Origin of the sequence: Sodalis sp. (in: enterobacteria) (assembly GCF_047607725.1) — a bacterium.
Classification (GTDB): Bacteria; Pseudomonadota; Gammaproteobacteria; order Enterobacterales; family Enterobacteriaceae; genus JBLKSS01.
Genome location: NZ_JBLKSS010000046.1, coordinates 1 through 18461, shown reverse-complemented (window position 1 = coordinate 18461; position 18461 = coordinate 1). Strand labels below are relative to the sequence as shown.

Here is an 18461-nt window from a genome sequence, read left to right as displayed (position 1 = left end):
GGCCAGCGGCCAGACAAAACGGCCGCGCTCAAGGCGTTTTGCCAACAGGCACAGGCCGTCATCGGTTGACCACAGGACCTTTATCAGGTTGCCGCGTTTTCCCCGGAAGACGAAGACATGGCCGGATAACGGATTTTCCTCGAGGGCGGACACGACTTTGGCGGCGAGGCCCTGGAAGCCGGTTCGCATATCGGTGTGGCCGGCGACGAGCCAGATACGGGTGCCCGCCGGTAAGCCCATCATGATTGCGGGCCAGCCGTAACCGGGCACCGGTGAACTCAATGTCGCAAGTAATGGGTTCGGCAGAGGGTAAAGGAGAACGTAAGGGTGATGGTTCGGCGTTGAGTGTAACCGCCAGTAGCTCAGCCTACTGTGTAGTGGGGATTTTAGGTTGGACACCGAACTTGCCCTGACGGTAGAGCTGGTGCCAGTTGAACAGCAAATTGTCATTGATACCGTTATCCCGTGCCAGCTTGGCAATGGATACACCGGGCTGGAGCGCCTGTTCAACCAGCTTAATTTTAAAGTCCAGCGGGAAATTGGGACGACGTCTTGAGGGTTTTGGTGGGGTTTGTTTCATGAATTGCGCCCATTAAAAAAATAATGGACATCATCTTCAATAATTTGATGGGAAATTAACAGACGGCGCTGGACGTACGCTTACACTAAAACCGAGTCAGAAGATGAGCGAACACGTGATCGAATATCACTGGAATGGGTGATCGGAAAATATCGGAATAACTGATCGGATGTCGCCGGAACAGATGATCGGATACGTCGGAACCTGCAGTTTAATCACAAAAAACCCCGCCACTGCTTTTTTAATCCCGGCGGGGTTTAGGCATCGAATTAGAAAATGTAATCCAAAAGGAATGGTAAAATTAGAATAATTCAGTCGAAGGACTCAGTCGCCAGCCAGGCAGGTAAATCGTTCAATCCCATCGCCTGTTTGATGAAGCGCGGCTTAACGCCGGGTAGCGTATCCGCCAGCCGCAAACCGGCGTCGCGGACCCACCTCTTTAGCGGCTGCTGGCCGGCGAAAAGCTCGCGAAATCCCTGCATGCCCGCCAGCATCAGCGCGGCGCTGTGTTTGCGGCTGCGCTCGTAGCGCCGCAGGTAGGGGTAATGGCCGATATCCTTGCCGGCTTTTCGCAGGCGCCGCACTTCTCCCAACAGTTCCGCGACATCCATGAACCCCAGGTTGACGCCTTGCCCCGCCAGCGGATGGACGGTATGCGCGGCATCCCCTACCAGCACCAGGCGGTGGGCGGCGAAATTGCGTGCATAACGGCCGGTGAGCGGGAAGGTTTGCCGTTCGCCCTGCAGCTCGCATAACCCCAGCGCCAGACTGAAGTTCATGGCCAGCGCGGCGTTGAACGCCTCGGCGGGCGCCGTCAGGCGCTCTTGCGCCACCGACGGCGGCAGCGACCAGACGATAGAGCTTAAATGCGGGTTGCTTAGCGGCAAAAACGCCAGGATGCCGTCACCGTGAAACGTCTGGCGGGCGATATTGCCATGGGGCCGGGCGGTGCGCATGGTCGCCACCAGCGCATGATGCTGGTAGTCCCAAAAAGTCAGCGGGATATCGGCATGGGTCCGCAGCCAAGAGCGCGCGCCGTCCGCCGCCACGACCAGTCGGGCGGTCAGCATCCGGTCGTCGTCAAGGGTGATAAACGCTTCATTTTCACCCCAGGCCACCTGGCGCAGCGTGGCGGGCGCTATCAGCGTCACCTCGGCCAGTTGCTCCGCGCGGCGCCATAATGCCTGCTGAATGAGCGGATTTTCAATGATATGCCCCAGCTCGGGATACCCCAGTCCGGCACCGTCGAAGGCGATACGCCCGAAACTGTCCCGCTCCCAGACTTCAATGCCCCGATAAGGATTGGCGCGCTGCGCGGTGATGGCCTCCCAGACCTGCACATGCTGCAGCAAACGCCGGCTGGCGGCATTGATGGCGGAAACCCGCAGCGCAGGCTGCTCGGCAGGGGGAATCGCCTCCGGCCCCTGGCGCTCGATGACCGCCCCGCGCAGTCCAGTCCCCTGCAGGCCGCAGGCCAGCGCCAGGCCGACCAGGCCGCCGCCGCTAATCACGATATCAAATGCTTGCATAGCTTAATGGATCCTTGCTTACGGGTCGGGGTCAACGGGCCACCCAGCCCAGCGTTTTACGCGCCAGCGCATCGCGCAGCGACGGAATATGGGCCATGGCCAGCAGCCCAAGATTTCGGCCCACCACTAACGGCAGGTGACGGTTGGCGAACAGATGAATCAGCCCGTCGGTGATGCCAACGGTACCGGCCTGGTCAGGCTGCCGACGACGCTGGTAGCGCGACAGCACGGCGTAATCGCCGATATCTTCCCCCTGCACCACAGCCTGCGCCAGGGTTTCCGCCAGCGTCATCACATCACGCAGCCCCAGGTTGAACCCCTGGCCGGCAATGGGATGCAGCGTTTGTGCGGCATTACCCACCAGCGCCAGGCGGTGGGCAATATGCCGCTCGGCCGTGCGCAGCCGCAGCGGGTAACACTGGCGCTCGCCGGTGGCGGTAATACGGCCGAGCCGCCAGCCAAACGCCTGCTGCAACGCCTGGCAAAACCGCCCTTCGTCCCAGTTGGCAATGTCATGCTCATACGCAGCCGGCAGGCACCAGACCAGCGAACTGCGCGCGCCGGACATGGGCAGCAACGCCAGCGGGCCCTGTGGGGTAAACCGCTCGAACGCATCACCACCGTGCGGCACGACGGTGCTGATGTTGGCGATAACCGCAATTTGCTGATAATCCCGCTGCCGCCAGCGGATGCCGCATTGCGCCGCCAGCGGCGAGCGCGAGCCGTCCGCCGCCGCCGCCAGTTGCGCGTTGAGTTCCACGCCGTTATCCAGGGTAATGACGTTACCCGCTTGCTCGCGCCTGATGCCTTCAAGCGTTGCCGGACAATGCAGCCGCACGCCGGGTGCCTGGCGCAGCAGGTCAAATAGCCGTTTGCCGGCCGCGTGCAGCTCCACGACATAGCCCAGCGCCGGCAACTGATAGTCGCCGGCCGCAATTTGAACTTTACCCAGGTGCCCTTTGTCGCTCACCTCCACCCGGGTAATAGCGGTGGCGCAAGGTGCCAGCGCCGGCCAGACGCCGATGGCGGTCAGCTCGCGGCAGGTCCCCTGCGCCAGCGCGATAGCGCGGGCGTCGAAGCCGGGATGATCGCGGCTTTCCGGCGTCCGCGCCTCCACCAGGTCGATTTGCAGGGTACCACGGCTCAGATGCGAAAGCGCCAGCGCCAGCGTCGCGCCGGCCATGCCGCCGCCGATAATGGTGACGCTCATCCTTTGCGCGCCGCTGCCATAAGGGCTTCAATCACCTCGGCTTCTTTGACGACCGAGGCGGTGAGGTTTTCATTACCCGTGGCGGTAATCACAATGTTGTCCTCAATGCGAATGCCGATACCGCGGTAGGCGGGGGGCACATCGGTGTCGTTGGCAATATAGATACCCGGTTCGATGGTCAGCACCATGCATGGCTCCAGCGCCCGGCTACGCTCAGATGATCCATAATTTCCGACGTCGTGCACATCAAGCCCCAGCCAGTGGCTCAGGCCATGCATGAAGAATTGCCGGTGCGCCTGTTCGGCGATGAGCGCCTCTACCTCCCCCTTCATGACTCCAAGCTGCACCAGACCGGTGACCATAATGCGCACCGCCTCTTCACTCACCTCTTGAATACTGCGCCCCGGGCCGTAGAGCTCAAGGGCGCGGTTAAGCATCGCCAGGACCAGGTCATAAATCGCGCGCTGTTCCGGCGAGAAGCGGCCATTGACCGGAAAGGTGCGGGTGATATCCCCGGCGTAGCCCTGATATTCACAGCCGGCGTCGATCAACACCAGATCGCCGCTTTTCATCTTGGATGCGTTTTTGGTGTAGTGCAAAATACAGCCGTTTTCACCACTGCCGACGATGGTGTTGTAAGACGGGAAGCGCGCGTCGTGGCGGTTGAATTCATGCTGAATCTCGCCTTCCAGCTGATACTCGTACATGCCGGGCCGGCATTGCTGCATGGCGCGGGTATGCGCCAAGGCGGTGATTTCGCAGGCGCGGTGCATCACCGCCAGCTCTTCTTCGGATTTTATCAACCGCATGTCGTGTACCCAGGGCCGCCAATCCACCAGCGTGGCCGGCGCCTGTAATTGCTGACGCGCGCCGCGGCGCAATTTTTCCAGCGCGCTGAACAGCAATTTGTCGGCAAAGTCGTATTCACCCTGCGCATGATAAATCACGTCCAGGCCGTTGAGCAGAAGATGCAATTGGCTGCCGATATCGTCCCAGGGGAGCGCTCGGGAAACCCCTAGGCGCTCCGGCGCCGCCTCCTGACCCAGGCGTCGGCCGGTCCAGATTTCGGCGGTTTTATCGCGTACCCGATTAAATAATACGCTGTGGTGATGGCTTTGGTCGCTCTTGACCAGAATCAACAGCGCCTGCGGCTCGTTAAAGCCGGTGAAATACCAGAAATCACTGTTTTGACGATAGGGATACTCGCTATCGGCACTGCGCGTCGCCTCGGGGGCGGCAAAGATCAGCGCGGCGCTTCCCGGCGCCATTTTCGCCAGCAATGCTTGACGACGGCGGATATATTCTTGTGGTGACATCGCTCCCTCCAGCCTGGTTAACATGCTCGGCTCCTCTGCCGTGGCCAACACGCCGACGCAAGGCCGGCGTTAATGTTAATGTAATACCGGACCGGCCGGCGTGGGCGCCGCGTCGTCATCCGGACGGGTAAAATAATTATGGCAAAGGATGGCGGCCATGCGGACATACTCAATCACTTCCTCCAACGATTGCGCCAACTCCTCGCGATCTTCGTCCTCGTCATACCCCAACTGACCAATGTTACGCAAATCGTCTATCGCCTCACGCACGTCGCCCCGCACCTTGTCCAACTGCGGCTGAACCACCCCCAGACCGAGCAGAAAATGGTTTACCCAGCCGGCCAGGGCATCCACTCGCGCGAATAGCGCATTCCCCTCGTCGTCGTCCGCCGGCAACAATAGCTGAAATTGGAATGACGCATCCGCCAGCGCGCCGGCGGTGGCCTGGTGCAGGTCGCGCAGCGGCCCGGCGAGCGTTTGGCTGAACGCTAACCCGTCGTTGGTCAATTCATGCACTAACACCTGCCAACTGTCGTTATTGTTACCGCCACACACTATCCCGCTCAGCAGCCCATGCATCTCCGCGGCGGTTAATGCCACCGCCTGCGCTGCCAAAAGCCGGTTTAAGTTCTCGTAATCGGGGAATGTATTTTGTCTAGACATGCGCTTTCATCAATGTTGGCGGGATAAGTTCGTGTTATACTACCACCAAGGTCCGTCGCTATACCAGAAAGGGCTTGTAACTTCTGTTTTAGATAGATTATAGTTGCACCTTCGTGCCTCGCCGGTATTACGTGGCAGTGGCGGGGGTTGGCGCGGTAACAAAGGCAGGAAGGTGGTATGTCCGCACAACCGGTGGATATTCAAATTTTTGGCCGTACATTACGGGTCAATTGCCCCCCGGAACAACAGGAAGCGTTGAACCAGGCGGCGGAAGATCTTAATCAGCGGTTGCAAGATCTGAAAGTTCGAACTAGAGTCACCAATACGGAACAACTTGTTTTCATCGCCGCCCTGAACGTCTGTCACGAATTGGCGCAGGAAAGGTTGAAAACCCGGGATTATGCAGCCAACATGGAACAGCGCATTCGTTTACTGCAGCAAACGATTGAGCAGGCGCTGGTTGAACAGGACCGCATAACGGAACGACCGGGAAACCAGTTCGAATAACGACTTACGCACCGCGGGGCCGATACCGATACCCGCGGGCTGAAAACCAAATTACTCTGAGGTGTTCGCCAGCGGGTCAATCCCTTGAGCCGATATTTCATACTACAAGAATGTGGCGATTCCTGAGCGGTGCGCATGCTCGGCTCGTCCGAGAAGCCTTAAGGTCTCGACGCTGCGTTCACCTTGAACCAAGGGTTCAAGGGTTACAGCCTGCGGCGGCATCTCGGAGATCCCCTAGTTAAGCACCGTTTCCCTATGACCTCGTCAATGGAAAAATCACGGCGGCGGCAGTCGCTGCGCAATCATATCCGCCTGCGGCGCCGCGAGCTGTCGCCCCAGGAACAAACGGACGCCGCCCTGCGCGTTGTCAGCCGCGTCATGAACGACGCGCGTATCCGTAGCGCCCGCACCCTGGCCGTTTTCCTTTCGTTCGATGGCGAGCTAGATACCCGTCCGCTGATCGATGCCTTATGGGCCGCAGGCAAGCAGGTTTCTTTGCCGGTGCTGCATCCCTTCACCCCTGGTCACTTGCTGTTCATGCACTATACCGCCGCCACGCCGCTGGTGTTGAACCGGTTGCGCATCCGCGAGCCCCGGCTGGATATCACCACGCTATTGCCGCTGGCCGGCCTGGATGTTCTGTTCACGCCGCTGATGGCATTCGACGCGCAGGGGCAGCGCCTCGGTATGGGCGGCGGCTTTTATGACCGCACGCTGCAGCACTGGCGGCCACAGGCGGGCTTTTACCCTATCGGGCTGGCGCACGATTGTCAGCAGGTCGCGGATCCGCTGCCGGTGGAAGAGTGGGATATTGGGCTTCCGGAAATTATTACCCCCTCCCGCCACTGGCGCTGGCATGACGCCGGGGCGAAAAAAAACGGCTGACGCCGTTTTTGCCCTTCGTTTCCCAGACCGGGATGGCGCTAAGGCCTGCACAACGCCCGCCATAAGGGTGCAGGCAAAGAGACCACAGAGGCATGCGCCGGACTTACATTACTGCCGCCCGCGGCGGTGACCGCCACTGCATGGGCTGGGCTGACCCTACACCCGTCCGCGACGATGGCCGCCATTGCATGCGACGGGCTTACCTTACTCTCGCCCGCTGCGGTGATAGCCATCGCGCACCGCGCATTCTTTTAAGCCATCAGTAGAGCAAGCGGGCACATATGGTGCCCGGTATCGCTTTCATCAGTTGCAGCGCGGTATCTTCCGCCGCCGTTTCCACATCGATGACCACATAACCGATTTCCGGTGTCGTCTGCAGATATTGCGCGGCGATGTTGATCCCCTGCTAGGCGAAAATCTGGTTGATTCGAGTCAACACGCCGGGCCGGTTTTCATGGATATGTAGCAAACGGCTCACGCGCTCGCCGTGCTCCGGCAGCGACACCTCGGGGAAATTGACCGCCGACAAGGTGGAACCGTTATCGGAATACTTCACCAGTTTGCCGGCCACTTCTATGCCGATATTCTCCTGGGCTTCTTGAGTTGACCCGCCGATATGCGGCGTCAGGATCACATTGTCGAATTCACACAGCGGCGACGTGAACGGATCGCTATTGGTCGCCGGCTCCTGCGGGAAAACGTCGATCGCCGCACCGGCCAGATGCTTGCTGGCCAGCGTCTCGCACAGCGCCGGAATATCCACGACCGTACCGCGAGATGCGTTAATCAACAGCGCGCCGGCCTTCATTTGCGCGAGCTCGGTTTTCCCCATCATGTTGCGCGTCGATAGCGTAGCACATGCAGACTCACCACGTCGCTCATCCCCAGCAGTTTGGCCAGGGTAGCGACCTGCTGGGCATTACCCAGCGTCAGCTTGCTCTCGATATCATAGAAGAAGACCTGCATGCCCAGGCTTTCCGCAAGAATGCTTAGTTGGGTACCGATATGGCCATAGTCGACAATCCCCAGTTTTTTACCGCGCGCTTCGTAGCTACCCTGCGCCTGTTTGTTCCATTGACCGCGGTGTGCCCGGGCGTTAGCCTCCGGGATGCCGCGCATCATGAGCAGCATCTCCCCCAATACCATTTCGGCCACGGAACGCGTGTTGGAGAAAGGCGCATTGAAGACCGGGACGCCACGCTTCATCGCGGCCGGCAGATCCACTTGATTGGTGTCGATACAAAAACACCCCACCGCCACCAGTTTCTCCGCCACGGCGAAAACCTCTTCCGTCAGATGGGTGCGGGAACGAATGCCGACAAAGTGAGCGTCGCGGATCGCGTGTTTCAGCGTTTCGGTGTCCAATGCGCCTTTGTGATACTCAATATTGGTGTAACCGGCGCGTTGCAGATTTTCCAGCACCGAAGGGTGTACCCCTTCCACCAACAGAAACTTAATCTTATCTTTTTCCAGCGATACTTTTGCCATTTCCCGACCCTTTAAGATGCTCACGATGCGGCTGCGACACGTTGCACTCCGACAAAATAACAAAATTTACCGGTGCGGCAATCGACTTAGGCGCAGGAGGTGCAGCATAAGACACAGCCATAAGGGCGGGTTATGGATAAATCGTCTAGCAGGGGAGATTAAACGAAGATTTCCGGCAGGCATGCGTGAAAAATGTGAAATTAATCACTAAATTCAGGGTGGAAAAATAAAACATATTATCGGTTTTTTTATTAACATCGGCGGCGACCAGGTAGACCGCGCGCCGACCCTCGGTTTACCCGATGATTTTGACGCTCTGTTCGCTGCCGATAAGCGCCACGTCAGCGCCGCGGCGCGCAAACAGGCCGACGGTGACGACCCCTGGGATGTTACTGATTTGCTCTTCAAGCACCACCGCATCCAGGATCGCCAGATTATGCACATCCAGAATGATATTGCCGTTATCGGTCACCACGCCCTGGCGATAAACCGGCTGACCACCCAGGCGCACCAGTTCGCGGGCGACCCAAGCGCGGGCCATAGGGATCACCTCGACCGGAAGCGGAAACGTGCCGAGCACGTCCACCAGCTTACTGGCATCGGCGATACAAATGAACTTGCGTGCGACGGCGGCGATGATTTTTTCGCGGGTCAGCGCGGCGGCGCCGCCTTTGATCATCTGCATGCTGCCGTTAATCTCATCGGCGCCATCGACATAGATGTCCAGAGAGTCGACATCGTTAAGGTCGAATAGCGGAATACCCAGGCTCTTTAATTTGGCGGACGACGCCTCGGAGCTGGAAACCGCCCCCTCGATTTGATGACTGACGGACCCCAGCGCGTCAATAAAATGCGCCGCGGTAGAGCCGGTCCCCACGCCTACAATCGTGCCGGGCCGGACATATTTCAGCGCGGCCCAGCCCACCGCTTTTTTCAGTTCATCCTGCGTCATGGTCTATTTCTGCCCGTGTGCAACCCTGTGTGGCGGCCAGTATAAATCAAACTTGGCGGTAATGGCGTGAATATTGCCACAACCTCGGCCAAGAACGGCCGTGCGGCAGGGTCGAGACTTTGCACACGCAATAGTGTAAAACTATGGCATAGTGCAGGGATATGATGCTGACAGGAGAAGATGAATGAAACGCCCGGATTATCGGACGCTCCAGACGCTTGACGCCGTAATACGAGAGCGCGGTTTTGAACGCGCCGCGCAAAAACTGTGTATTACCCAGTCGGCCGTGTCGCAGCGTATAAAACAGTTAGAAAACCTGTTTGGCCAGCCGCTGCTGGTGCGGACCATCCCGCCCCGTCCCACCGAGCAAGGGCAGAAATTATTGGCGTTGCTGCATCAGGTGGAGTTGCTGGAAGAAGAGTGGCTGGGCAACGATACCGGCAGCGATACCCCGCTGCTGCTGTCGCTGGCGGTCAACGCCGACAGTCTCGCGACTTGGCTGCTGCCGGCGCTTAAGCCGGTGCTGAGCGATTCCCCCATCCGGTTGAATATGCAGGTGGAAGACGAAACCCGCACCCAGAAGCGGCTGCGCCGTGGCGAAGTGGTGGGTGCGGTCAGTATCCAGCCTCAGCCGCTGCCGAGCTGTCTGGTGGACCGCCTGGGGGCGCTTGATTATCTGTTCGTCGCGTCGCCGTCGTTCGCCGCCCGTTACTTTCCCAACGGCGTGACCCGCAGCGCCCTGCTCAAGGCACCCGCGGTGGCGTTCGATCATCTCGACGATATGCACCAGACTTTCCTGCAGCAAAATTTCGATCTCTCACCCGGCAGCGTGCCGTGCCATATCTTTAATTCCTCGGAGGCCTTTGTCCAACTGGCGCGTCAAGGCACCACCTGCTGCATGATTCCCCATTTGCAAATCGAGCGCGAACTGGAGCAGCGGGAGCTTATCGATCTGACGCCAGGGTTGTACCAGCGCCGCATGCTGTACTGGCACCGTTTTGCGCCGGAAAGCCGTATGATGCGTAAAGTGACCGACGCCTTGCTAGATCACGGTCATCAGGTGCTGCGCCAGGATTGATAACGGGCCGCGCCGCGCCTGGCGCTTGCCGGACCCATACGGGAAACGCCGCACCGCCCGTTTAGCGCTTACCGAACCGCGCGGTAAACGCCGTCCCGCCGCGCGGCAAAAAGGTTAAGGCTGCGGCTTCATTTCAAACACCACATCCACCTGATCGTCGAAATGAATCGACTGCTGGGCGTAGGTTTGATCGGCATCGGCCTGGGCAGAAGCGCTAGTGGCTTTGAACATGCGTACCGCCGGCATCGGCTGGTAATTGGCGACATGGTAGCGAATGCTGTAAACCGGACCCAGCGTGGCGTGGAAGCCTTCCGCCAGCGCCCGCGCCTGGGAGGTGGCATCATCTATCGCCTTCTGCCGGGCTTGGGCACGATATTGCTCTGGATTCGCCACGCCCAGATCCACCGAGCGGATTTCATTCAAGCCGGCTTTTAGCGCACTGTCCAGCAGTTCATTGAGTTTATCCAGCTGATGCAGGGTGACCTGCACTTGCCGTACCGCTTTATAGCCTTTCAGCACCGATTCACCGGTTTTAAGATAGTCATATTCCGGCTGGGTACGCAAATTGGCGGCATTGATGTCTTTGCTGGCGATGCCGTTCTTTTTCAAAAAGTCGAAATATTGCGCAACGCGGGTATCCGCCTGTTTTTTCGCATCCGCCGCGTCTTTGGAGGAAATGGACACCTCGATAGATAGCGTGGCAATATCCGGCGTCACATCGACGGAAGAGGTCCCCGAGGTGACGACATGCGGCCCCTGCGGCAACTCGGCCGCCAATGCCGGCATGATAGAGGCTCCCAGCCCTACGATAGCGGTTAATACCAGTGCTTTTACCTTCACGGTTTCTCCCGGGGAATATGATTCGCTAATTAAGATACGTAACTGAGTATATCATCCCCCTTTTCCCCCGGGGGACAATGTTATTTGCAGTTTTTTACCGTTACGTTTATACCGGTTTGCCAGCGTATCCCGTCGTCTGGGGCCGAAAATATAGGATAAGTCTGAATAAGGTGGGTGCGGCATTGATTGCCTAAAAAGCGGCCAACGCTCTGAACATACGCCAGCCCTGATGAAGCAGCTGCAACGCCACGCACCACATCACGATACCCACGAGCCACTGAATAGCGCGCTGCACGCGCGGTTGTATCAACCAGGGCGCCAGCCGTACGGCAATAAGCGCCAGGCCGTAAAACCAGACCAGGGAGGCGCTGATGGTGCCGCCGGCAAACCAGCCGCGATTTGCCGGGGCCAATTGGCCGGCGACGCTGCCGAGGATCACCACCGTATCCAGATAGACATGGGGATTGAGCCAGGTGACCGCCAGAATGGTCAACAGCACCCTACGACGGCTGCCGCCGGCGGTCGCCCGGGTATCGCCCTGCGCCACCGCGCCGCGCCAGCCGTTGCGCAAGGCGCAAAAGCCATAGCCGCCGAGGAACAAAACGCCGGCCAACGTGATAGCCAGCAATAGCCACGGCGAACGGGTGACGAGCGCCGCGCCGCCGAACACCCCCGCGCAGATAAGTAAGAGATCGCTTATAAAGCACAGCGTGGCTGCCAGCAAAAAATACTGCCGGCGTATCCCCTGATTCATCACCATCACGTTTTGCGGCCCGATGGGCACAATCAGGGCCATGCCGAGAAAAAATCCTTGTAAGAAAAAACGCCACATATGCCGTCCCGTCGATTGCCGATTGTGGCGGGCAGTTTAACGGCCGTCCGGCGACGGTTGAAATGGAATGATCTTATCCCCGATAAGCGGCGTTAATGAGCGACCGCGCCTGCACGGCGCGCCTGTAGAAACGAGCCCAAGGGCCTCGGGGCAAAGAGCAGGCTGCCGGTGGCCGGGGTCATGAGAGTTTGACGCACCGGGGCGCAGAAAGGCGCTGGTGGGAGCCAAGGCAAAGCGCCTTCGCTACGCCACTGCGCATAAGCGCGCTGACGGCGGCAGGGGAAAGCGGTTTTGGCACAATGCCACGCACAACGCACAACGCACAACGCACAACGCACTAGCACGGGCCGGACGAAGCGCTGTCGGTCGCCGGGCGTGAAGCGGTTGTCCGGCGGCGGCGCGCCGCCCTGGCCCGTTATTTTGCCGTAACCGCGCGGTAAGCGCCCCGTGGAAGACGTCTTGAATTATTGGTGGGTTTGTTGTATGAGACAGTAAACCTACGTTGCACGCTTATGCTCATTGTATTGATTTTAATAACTTTTATTTCCATCCCGGTTTGAGTGATATGAACTTAGTGGTTCTGAAGTTTGTGATAGTGTCCATTAAAATTTAAGTGGACACTATCATCGCCGGATTATCCATGATCTGACAGCCGTCCCTTATAGGATGCGGGTTCACTAGGCATCGTAGAGGAACATATTCTTACCGGGCCATGCAACAAACCCACCAATAATTCAAGACGTCCTCCACGGGGCGCTTACTTTCTTTTGGCGCCTGGCTGCGGTCTTCCCCGCGCCAGACCGGGTATTGGATGCCTATCTCAAGAATGCTTGTTTTTAGCTCGGGGCTTCGAGCTTCCGGTTTCTGGCGTTTAACCTCGTTGCCGCTATCGCGATGGCTGTCGCTGTGGCTATCACCGCCACTATTACAGCCCTCGCCGGTCCGGTGATAAACGTTCGGATCGGGACACCCCATCGGTGATGGCAATGAATTTAACATCTGCGTTCGGCCGCCGGCCAACGCGAGCGCCCTGTGCCTGGCGGGCGGTGCTTACCTGCCCCATAAAGATTTGGTGGAGGGACTGACCTCCGCTCAGCCGGCTCCCGCGCAACGTGGGCGATATTCTGACGATCACCCTGCAGGAGAACGTCAGCGCCAGCAAAAGCTCTTCGGCCAACGCCGCGCGCGAGGGAAGCAATACGCTGGAGTTCGCCACGGTGCCGAAAATGCTTAACGGGCTGATTGGCAACCAGAAAGCAGACCTGGATGCCAAAGGCAGCAACGATTTTGACGGCAAGGGCGGCGCCTCGGCGAAAAATACCTTTACCGGCACCATGACCGTGACGGTGGCGGAAGTCCTGGCCAACGGCAACCTGAAAGTGGTGGGCGAAAAGCAGATCGCTATCAACCAGGGCACCGAATACATTCGTTTCTCAGGCGTCGTCAACCCACGCACCATCAATGGTGATAACGCGGTGGTGTCCACGCAGGTGGCGGACGCCCGCATCGAATATGTGGGCAAAGGTTATATCAACGAAGCGCAGGAAATGGGCTGGCTGCAGCGCTTTTTCCTGAATGTACTCTCTTATTAGAGGCCATCATGACCAGGAACCAGACCGCCGCCCGCAGCAGTGGACTGTTTGCCGCCGCCGCGCTGCTTCTCTTGCTGCTTGGCGCGCCCGCTGCCGCCGAACGCCTGCGGGATTTGGTGGATATACAGGGCGTGCGGGACAACCCGCTTATCGGCTATGGCCTGGTCGTGGGCCTGGACGGCACCGGCGATCAGACCACCTAAACGCCGTTTACCACCCAAAGTCTAAAGAATATGTTATCGCAGTTGGGAATCACCGTGCCGAGCGGTACCAACATGCAATTGAAAAACGTCGCGGCGGTGATGGTGACCGGGAGTTATCCGGCATTTGCCCGCGCCGGCCAGACGATCGACGTGGTGTCGTCGTCGATGGGCTCGGCCAAAAGCCTGCGCGGCGGCACGCTGTTGATGACGCCGCTTAAAGGCGCGGACGGTCAGGTTTATGCGCTGGCGCAGGGCAACCTGCTGGTGGGCGGCGCGGGCGCCCGCGCCGGCAGCAGCCGGGTGCAGATTAACCAACTGTCGGGGGGACGGATTAATAATGGCGCGGTGATTGAACGGGAATTACCCAGCACCTTCGGCCCCACTCCGCTATTATCGCTGCAGCTTAAGGCGGAAAACTTCAGTTTGTCCCAGCGCATCAGCGACGCGATCAATCGCTTTAACGGCATAGGCGTCGCCCGGGCGCTGGATGCCCGCACTGTCGAAGTCAGTTTGCCCGCCGACAATAGCGCGCAGGTCCGCTTTCTGGCGCAAATCCAGGATATCGATATCGCCGTCGGCCAGATGGATGCCAAGGTGATCATCAATTCACTCACCGGGTCAGTGGTCATGAACAGGAATGTCAGCCTGGATAATTGCGCGGTGGCACAGGGTAACCTGTCCGTGGTGGTGGACAGCCAACTGAACGTAAGCCAGCCAGATACGCCCTTTACCAACGGCAATACTGTTGTCACACCGCAGACCCAGATTTCCGTGCGGCAAAACGGCGGATCGCTGCAAAAAGTCGAATCCCGCGCCAGCCTCAACAATGTTATCCGCGCAATGAACGCCCTGGGCGCGACGCCGAACGACCTGATGTCGATTTTACAGGCGATGAAAAGCACGGGCTGCCTGCAGGCCGAACTGGAGATCATCTGATGCCGCTGATGGAGAGCATGGATCTGTCCCCCGCCTATGACGCCAATGCGCTGAATAAACTGCATCAGCAGGCGGCGGCGCAATCGCCGCAGGCCCTGAAAGCGGTGGCGAAACAGGTCGAGGGCCTGTTCGTACAGATGATGCTGAAAAGCATGCGCGATGCGCTGCCCCAAGAGGGGCTGCTGGATAACCACCAAACGCAGCGCTACACCAGCCTGTACGATCAGCAGATAGCCCAGCAGCTCTCCGCCAAAGGGCTGGGGCTGGCGGATATGATGGTGAAGCAACTGAGCCCCGCCCAGGGCGGTGCGGCTACACCGGACGGCACGCCTACCGCTCAGTGCGGACTGCCCGCCCTGGCCCCCGGCGCTGGCGCCTATATGCCCCCCGCGCTGCTGGGGGAAATGCTGCGGCGCGGTACGGCGCGGCAGGAGGCGGCGCCCGCGGCAACGGCATCCCCCGGCGGCGGCAGCTTCACCGACCGGCTCGCTATTCCGGCGATGATCGCCGGCGCTCGCCGCGGCATATCCCATCATTTGATTTTGGCGCAGGCGGCGCTGGAATCCGGCTGGGGTAAGCGTGAAATCCCCACCGCCGACGGAAAACCCAGCCATAACCTGTTCGGGATTAAAGCCACCAACGATTGACAGGGTGCGTCGACCACCGTGATGACCACGGAATATGAAAACGGCCAGGCGGTGAAAGTTCCCCAACGTTTTTAAAGTGTACGATTCTTATTTGGCGGCTATTGAAGATTATATTCAGTTGCTCACCACCAATCCCCGCTATCGCGAGGTAGTGAACGCCAAACACCCCGAAGAGGGGGCCTATGCGCTACAGCGCGCCGGCTACGCCACCGACCCCGGCTACGGGGAAAAACTGGTACAGATTATCGGCCAATTGAAAGATACCATCCACCGGTCGGTAAAAGCCTATACCCATGATTTAAACTCGCTCTTTTAATAACGCCCTGCGAATTTTTTTTTTACGCGCTCTAAAGTTTTGCCCCTTAGCGCCGTTATTTTTTTAATTGCCGTAATGATTCGCCGGTTTTTTATTCAGATACCCGGAATAAAGGAAATGACATGTCCAGCCCATTATACAATATCGCTTCCTCCGGATTAAAAGCCGCACAGATAGCGTTGGCCACGACCTCAAACAATATTAGTAACGCCTATGTCGACGGCTATAATTTGCAGCGGGTGACGCTGAGCGAGGCTCAGCAAAGCGGGGCGCTGGGAAACGGCGTCACCGTCACCGGCATCAGCCGCGCCTATGACTCGCTGGTGGTGGGGCAACTGCGCGCTGCGTCCACCTCCGCCGCAATGGCCAGCACTTATTCGGATAACATCAGCCAGATTGATAACCTGCTGTCAGATTCGGATACGGACTTATCCACCCAGATAAGCACCTTTTTCGCCTCCCTGCAGGCATTGTCCTCGGCCACCAGTGATAGCGCGGCGCGTCAGACGGTGATCGGCAGCGGCCAGAATCTGGTTAGCCAGTTCAGCAGCCTGGACAATGCCCTACGCGATATGGATAGCGCGATCGACAGCCAGCTGTCCGCCACCGCCGACCAAATCAGCACCTACGCGAAACAGATTGCCAATCTTAATGCCCAGATAGCCCGTCAGGGCACCGGTTCAGAGTCCAATGCGCTGCTGGATCAGCGCGACCAACTGGTCAACTCGCTCAATCAACTGGTCGGCGTCAATGTGACGGTGCAAGACGACAGCACCCTCAGCCTGACTATCGGTAGCGGCCTGACCCTGGTGCAGGGCAGCAGCGCCTATTCATTAGAGGTGGTGCCATCCTCGGCCGATGCGTCGCAAATGGCGCTGGCCTACGATCGCGGCAATGGCACCCTGAGCCAGATCGACCCTGCGATGCTCACGGGCGGTAGCCTGGGCGGTATGCTGAGCTTTCGCGATGGCGCGTTGGCCGATGCCCGCAATCAACTGGGGCAAATCGCGCTGGCGTTCGCCGACAGCTTCAACCAGCAGCATCAGGCCGGGGTAGATCTGAATGGCGATGCCGGCGGCGATTTCTTCACCCTCGGCAGTCCAACGGTGGTGAACAACACCCGCAATAGCGGCAGCGCGGTGCTGAGCGTGGTGTTTACCGACAGTACGGCGGTCAAAGCCAGCGGCTACACGGCCAAATATACCGCGGACGGCTGGCAAATTACCCGCAATAGCGACGGCGCCAACGTGGCCTATACCTCCGCGACCGACGCCACCGTTCTGAGCTTCGAGGGCTTGAGCCTTTCTGTGAGCGGCACTCCGAGTGTCAACGACAGTTATCAATTAAAAACGGTGTCTAACGTTATTCAGGGCCTGAGCGTCGCTATCACCGATCCCGCCCTTATCGCCGCGGGTCAGGCGGACGACGAGAGCGGCGACGGCGATAATCGCAATGCCGAAGCGCTGCTGGCATTGCAAAACACCAAACTGGTAGGCGGAAGCGCCACCCTGTCGACCGCCTATGCGTCGCTGGTCAGTAAAGTCGGCACCCAGACCAGCAATGCCAAGATCACCTCCGAAACGCAGGCCAGTATGGTAAGCCAGCTGACCGAAAAGCAGCAGTCGATTTCCGGCGTCAATTTGGATGAGGAGTATGTGGATCTGCAGCGCTATCAGCAGTACTACCAGGCCAATTCCAAGGTCATGACCACCACCGGTACCATTTTCGACGCTTTATTATCGACGCTTGGCTAACGCCATCGCTGCCCGTTTTTCATGCCGTAAGGGGAAATAACCATGCGCCTGAGCACCAGTATGATTTACCAGCGTAATTTAGACGCTATCAGCGAGTCCTACAGCAAATGGGAGAATACCGGGCAGCAGTTGGCGACCGGCAAACGGGTCAATGTGCCCTCCGACGATCCTATCGCCGCGTCCCAGGCTATCAAACTGGGCCAAAGCCAGGCCCTCAATAGCCAATACAGCGCGGCGCGCACCAGCGCCACCAACAGTCTGTCGGCGGAAACCACGGTGCTGGAGCAGGTCACCGACGTCATTCAAAGCACACAGACGCTGCTGGTGCAGGCGGGCGACAGTACCTTGAGCGATCAGGACCGGCAGTCGCTGGCGACCCAGCTACAGTCGTATAAAGCTCAGCTACTGAACCTGGCCAATAGCCAGGACGGTAACGGCAACTACCTGTTCGCTGGGTATAAAACCAATAGTGCGCCCTTTGTCGAAGCGGAGGACGGCAGCGTCAGTTACAGCGGCGGCGGCCATGCTATGACGCAGCAGGTCGACGCCAGCCGCAGCATGACCGTTGGCGATACCGGCTCGGCGGTGTTCATGAGCCTCACGGCCGGCTATACCACCGAGCCGGACGGCTGCGACAGCGAAAGCAATATTTTCAATACGTTGGATATCGTCCTTAAGGCGCTGACCACGCCCCAGCAGGATGCCGACAGCACCGTCACCGATGACTACACCGCCGCCATCGGTAAGGCCAGCCGCGGTCTGTCCAATTCGCTGGCGGTGCAAAGTTCGGTGGGCAGCAAGCTTAACGAGCTGGACAATCTGGACAGCCTCGGCACCAGCCCGTAGCACGCTTATCAGCGATAATATCAGCGCGCTGGTGGACGTGGACTGGTATCAAGCGATCTTCGACTACAGCCAGCAACAGGTCGCGCTGCAGGCCGCCTACAGCACGTTTACCGCCATGCAATCGATGTCGTTGTTTAGCCAGTAACCGGGTAAGCGTACGCCCAGCGCCGTCTGTTAATTCCCCATCAAGTTATTGAAGATGATGTCCATTATTTTTTTAATGGGCGCAATTCATGAAACAAACCCCACCAAAACCCTCAAGACGTCGTCCCAATTTCCCGCTGGAC

Annotated in this window: 14 protein-coding genes, 1 other RNA gene and 5 pseudogenes; 9 read left to right on the top strand and 11 right to left on the bottom strand. The window is 58.7% G+C overall.

All coding sequences use genetic code 11. The features are described 5' to 3' along the window. The 6 genes from tnpB to ACMX3H_RS05225 all read right to left on the bottom strand — a co-directional run. Positions 1–243: IS66 family insertion sequence element accessory protein TnpB (gene tnpB / locus ACMX3H_RS05250; protein WP_415210064.1), on the bottom strand; the 243-nt coding region annotated here is incomplete at its 3' end. A gap of 124 nt (positions 244–367) precedes the next feature. Continuing rightward, a complete protein-coding gene (locus ACMX3H_RS05245) occupies positions 368–580 on the bottom strand; it encodes a transposase (RefSeq protein ID WP_415210063.1) in 213 nt (70 codons plus the stop codon). A 311-nt stretch (positions 581–891) separates the two neighbouring features. Then, positions 892–2109, bottom strand: coding sequence for an FAD-dependent 2-octaprenylphenol hydroxylase (gene ubiI / locus ACMX3H_RS05240; RefSeq protein WP_415210062.1), 1218 nt, complete (start codon positions 2107–2109; stop codon positions 892–894). 31 nt (positions 2110–2140) lie between these two features. Next, entirely contained in the window at positions 2141–3319 is a 1179-nt protein-coding gene (ubiH, locus tag ACMX3H_RS05235; protein ID WP_415210061.1) for a 2-octaprenyl-6-methoxyphenyl hydroxylase, read from the bottom strand. Next, the gene (gene pepP, locus ACMX3H_RS05230; protein WP_415210065.1) at positions 3316–4635 is read right to left on the bottom strand and encodes a Xaa-Pro aminopeptidase; all 1320 of its coding nucleotides are present in this window, start codon (positions 4633–4635) and stop codon (positions 3316–3318) included. Before pepP ends, ubiH begins: the two co-directional genes overlap by 4 nt. 75 nt (positions 4636–4710) lie before the next feature. Further along, positions 4711–5298 carry a YecA family protein gene (locus ACMX3H_RS05225; RefSeq protein WP_415210060.1) on the bottom strand — a complete coding sequence of 196 codons (588 nt, stop codon included), beginning with the start codon at positions 5296–5298 and terminating at the stop codon, positions 4711–4713. Positions 5299–5475: 177 nt separating this feature from the next. On the opposite strand from ACMX3H_RS05225, the gene zapA reads away from it, so the two are divergent. The 3 genes from zapA to ACMX3H_RS05210 all read left to right on the top strand — a co-directional run bounded on the left by zapA (position 5476) and on the right by ACMX3H_RS05210 (position 6690). Next, positions 5476–5805, top strand: coding sequence for a cell division protein ZapA (zapA, locus tag ACMX3H_RS05220; RefSeq protein ID WP_415210059.1), 330 nt, complete (start codon positions 5476–5478; stop codon positions 5803–5805). 50 nt (positions 5806–5855) lie between these two features. Beyond that, positions 5856–6039: non-coding RNA, 6S RNA (gene ssrS, locus ACMX3H_RS05215), on the top strand. A 21-nt stretch (positions 6040–6060) separates the two neighbouring features. Next, positions 6061–6690, top strand: a complete 630-nt coding sequence (locus ACMX3H_RS05210) for a 5-formyltetrahydrofolate cyclo-ligase (RefSeq protein ID WP_415210058.1) — start codon at positions 6061–6063, stop codon at positions 6688–6690. 259 nt (positions 6691–6949) lie between these two features. Here ACMX3H_RS05210 and serA read toward each other — a convergent pair. Together serA and rpiA are read right to left on the bottom strand one after the other, a co-directional pair. After that, a pseudogene (serA, locus tag ACMX3H_RS05205) lies at positions 6950–8178 on the bottom strand (phosphoglycerate dehydrogenase). A gap of 295 nt (positions 8179–8473) precedes the next feature. Next, a complete protein-coding gene (rpiA, locus tag ACMX3H_RS05200) occupies positions 8474–9130 on the bottom strand; it encodes a ribose-5-phosphate isomerase RpiA (protein WP_415210057.1) in 657 nt (218 codons plus the stop codon). 184 nt (positions 9131–9314) lie between these two features. On the opposite strand from rpiA, the gene ACMX3H_RS05195 reads away from it, so the two are divergent. Next, positions 9315–10208, top strand: coding sequence for a LysR family transcriptional regulator ArgP (locus ACMX3H_RS05195; protein WP_415210056.1), 894 nt, complete (start codon positions 9315–9317; stop codon positions 10206–10208). A 114-nt stretch (positions 10209–10322) separates the two neighbouring features. On the opposite strand, the gene ACMX3H_RS05190 is transcribed toward ACMX3H_RS05195, so the two are convergent. The 3 genes from ACMX3H_RS05190 to ACMX3H_RS05180 form a co-directional block, all read right to left on the bottom strand. Continuing rightward, the gene (locus tag ACMX3H_RS05190; RefSeq protein ID WP_415210055.1) at positions 10323–11048 is read right to left on the bottom strand and encodes an oxidative stress defense protein; all 726 of its coding nucleotides are present in this window, start codon (positions 11046–11048) and stop codon (positions 10323–10325) included. Positions 11049–11238: 190 nt separating this feature from the next. After that, a complete protein-coding gene (locus tag ACMX3H_RS05185; protein ID WP_415210054.1) occupies positions 11239–11880 on the bottom strand; it encodes a LysE family transporter in 642 nt (213 codons plus the stop codon). A gap of 702 nt (positions 11881–12582) precedes the next feature. Next, positions 12583–12879, bottom strand: a complete 297-nt coding sequence (locus tag ACMX3H_RS05180) for a hypothetical protein (protein WP_415210053.1) — start codon at positions 12877–12879, stop codon at positions 12583–12585. Here ACMX3H_RS05180 and ACMX3H_RS05175 point away from each other — a divergent pair. From ACMX3H_RS05175 to flgL, 5 genes and pseudogenes are all read left to right on the top strand, one after another. Beyond that, positions 12878–13472, top strand: a pseudogene (locus tag ACMX3H_RS05175) (flagellar basal body L-ring protein FlgH). The gene ACMX3H_RS05180 and the pseudogene ACMX3H_RS05175 sit on opposite strands and share 2 nt — an antisense overlap. Before the next feature lie 8 nt (positions 13473–13480). Then, positions 13481–14611 (top strand): annotated as a pseudogene (locus ACMX3H_RS05170) (flagellar basal body P-ring protein FlgI). Between the two features lie 8 nt (positions 14612–14619). After that, positions 14620–15574: pseudogene (gene flgJ / locus ACMX3H_RS05165) on the top strand (flagellar assembly peptidoglycan hydrolase FlgJ). Between the two features lie 122 nt (positions 15575–15696). Then, the gene (gene flgK, locus ACMX3H_RS05160) at positions 15697–17328 is read left to right on the top strand and encodes a flagellar hook-associated protein FlgK (protein ID WP_415210052.1); all 1632 of its coding nucleotides are present in this window, start codon (positions 15697–15699) and stop codon (positions 17326–17328) included. Positions 17329–17370: 42 nt separating this feature from the next. Then, positions 17371–18319, top strand: a pseudogene (flgL, locus tag ACMX3H_RS05155) (flagellar hook-associated protein FlgL). Positions 18320–18461 lie beyond the last annotated feature (142 nt).

Coding starts and splice junctions, on each gene's coding strand:
- ubiH (WP_415210061.1), bottom strand. CDS start 3,319: ATGAGCGTCACCATTATCGGCGGCGGCATGGCCGGCGCGACGCTGGCG.
- ACMX3H_RS05245 (WP_415210063.1), bottom strand. CDS start 580: ATGAAACAAACCCCACCAAAACCCTCAAGACGTCGTCCCAATTTCCCG.
- zapA (WP_415210059.1), top strand. CDS start 5,476: ATGTCCGCACAACCGGTGGATATTCAAATTTTTGGCCGTACATTACGG.
- ACMX3H_RS05225 (WP_415210060.1), bottom strand. CDS start 5,298: ATGTCTAGACAAAATACATTCCCCGATTACGAGAACTTAAACCGGCTT.
- flgK (WP_415210052.1), top strand. CDS start 15,697: ATGTCCAGCCCATTATACAATATCGCTTCCTCCGGATTAAAAGCCGCA.
- ACMX3H_RS05180 (WP_415210053.1), bottom strand. CDS start 12,879: ATGTTAAATTCATTGCCATCACCGATGGGGTGTCCCGATCCGAACGTT.
- ubiI (WP_415210062.1), bottom strand. CDS start 2,109: ATGCAAGCATTTGATATCGTGATTAGCGGCGGCGGCCTGGTCGGCCTG.
- rpiA (WP_415210057.1), bottom strand. CDS start 9,130: ATGACGCAGGATGAACTGAAAAAAGCGGTGGGCTGGGCCGCGCTGAAA.
- ACMX3H_RS05185 (WP_415210054.1), bottom strand. CDS start 11,880: ATGTGGCGTTTTTTCTTACAAGGATTTTTTCTCGGCATGGCCCTGATT.
- ACMX3H_RS05210 (WP_415210058.1), top strand. CDS start 6,061: ATGACCTCGTCAATGGAAAAATCACGGCGGCGGCAGTCGCTGCGCAAT.
- pepP (WP_415210065.1), bottom strand. CDS start 4,635: ATGTCACCACAAGAATATATCCGCCGTCGTCAAGCATTGCTGGCGAAA.
- ACMX3H_RS05195 (WP_415210056.1), top strand. CDS start 9,315: ATGAAACGCCCGGATTATCGGACGCTCCAGACGCTTGACGCCGTAATA.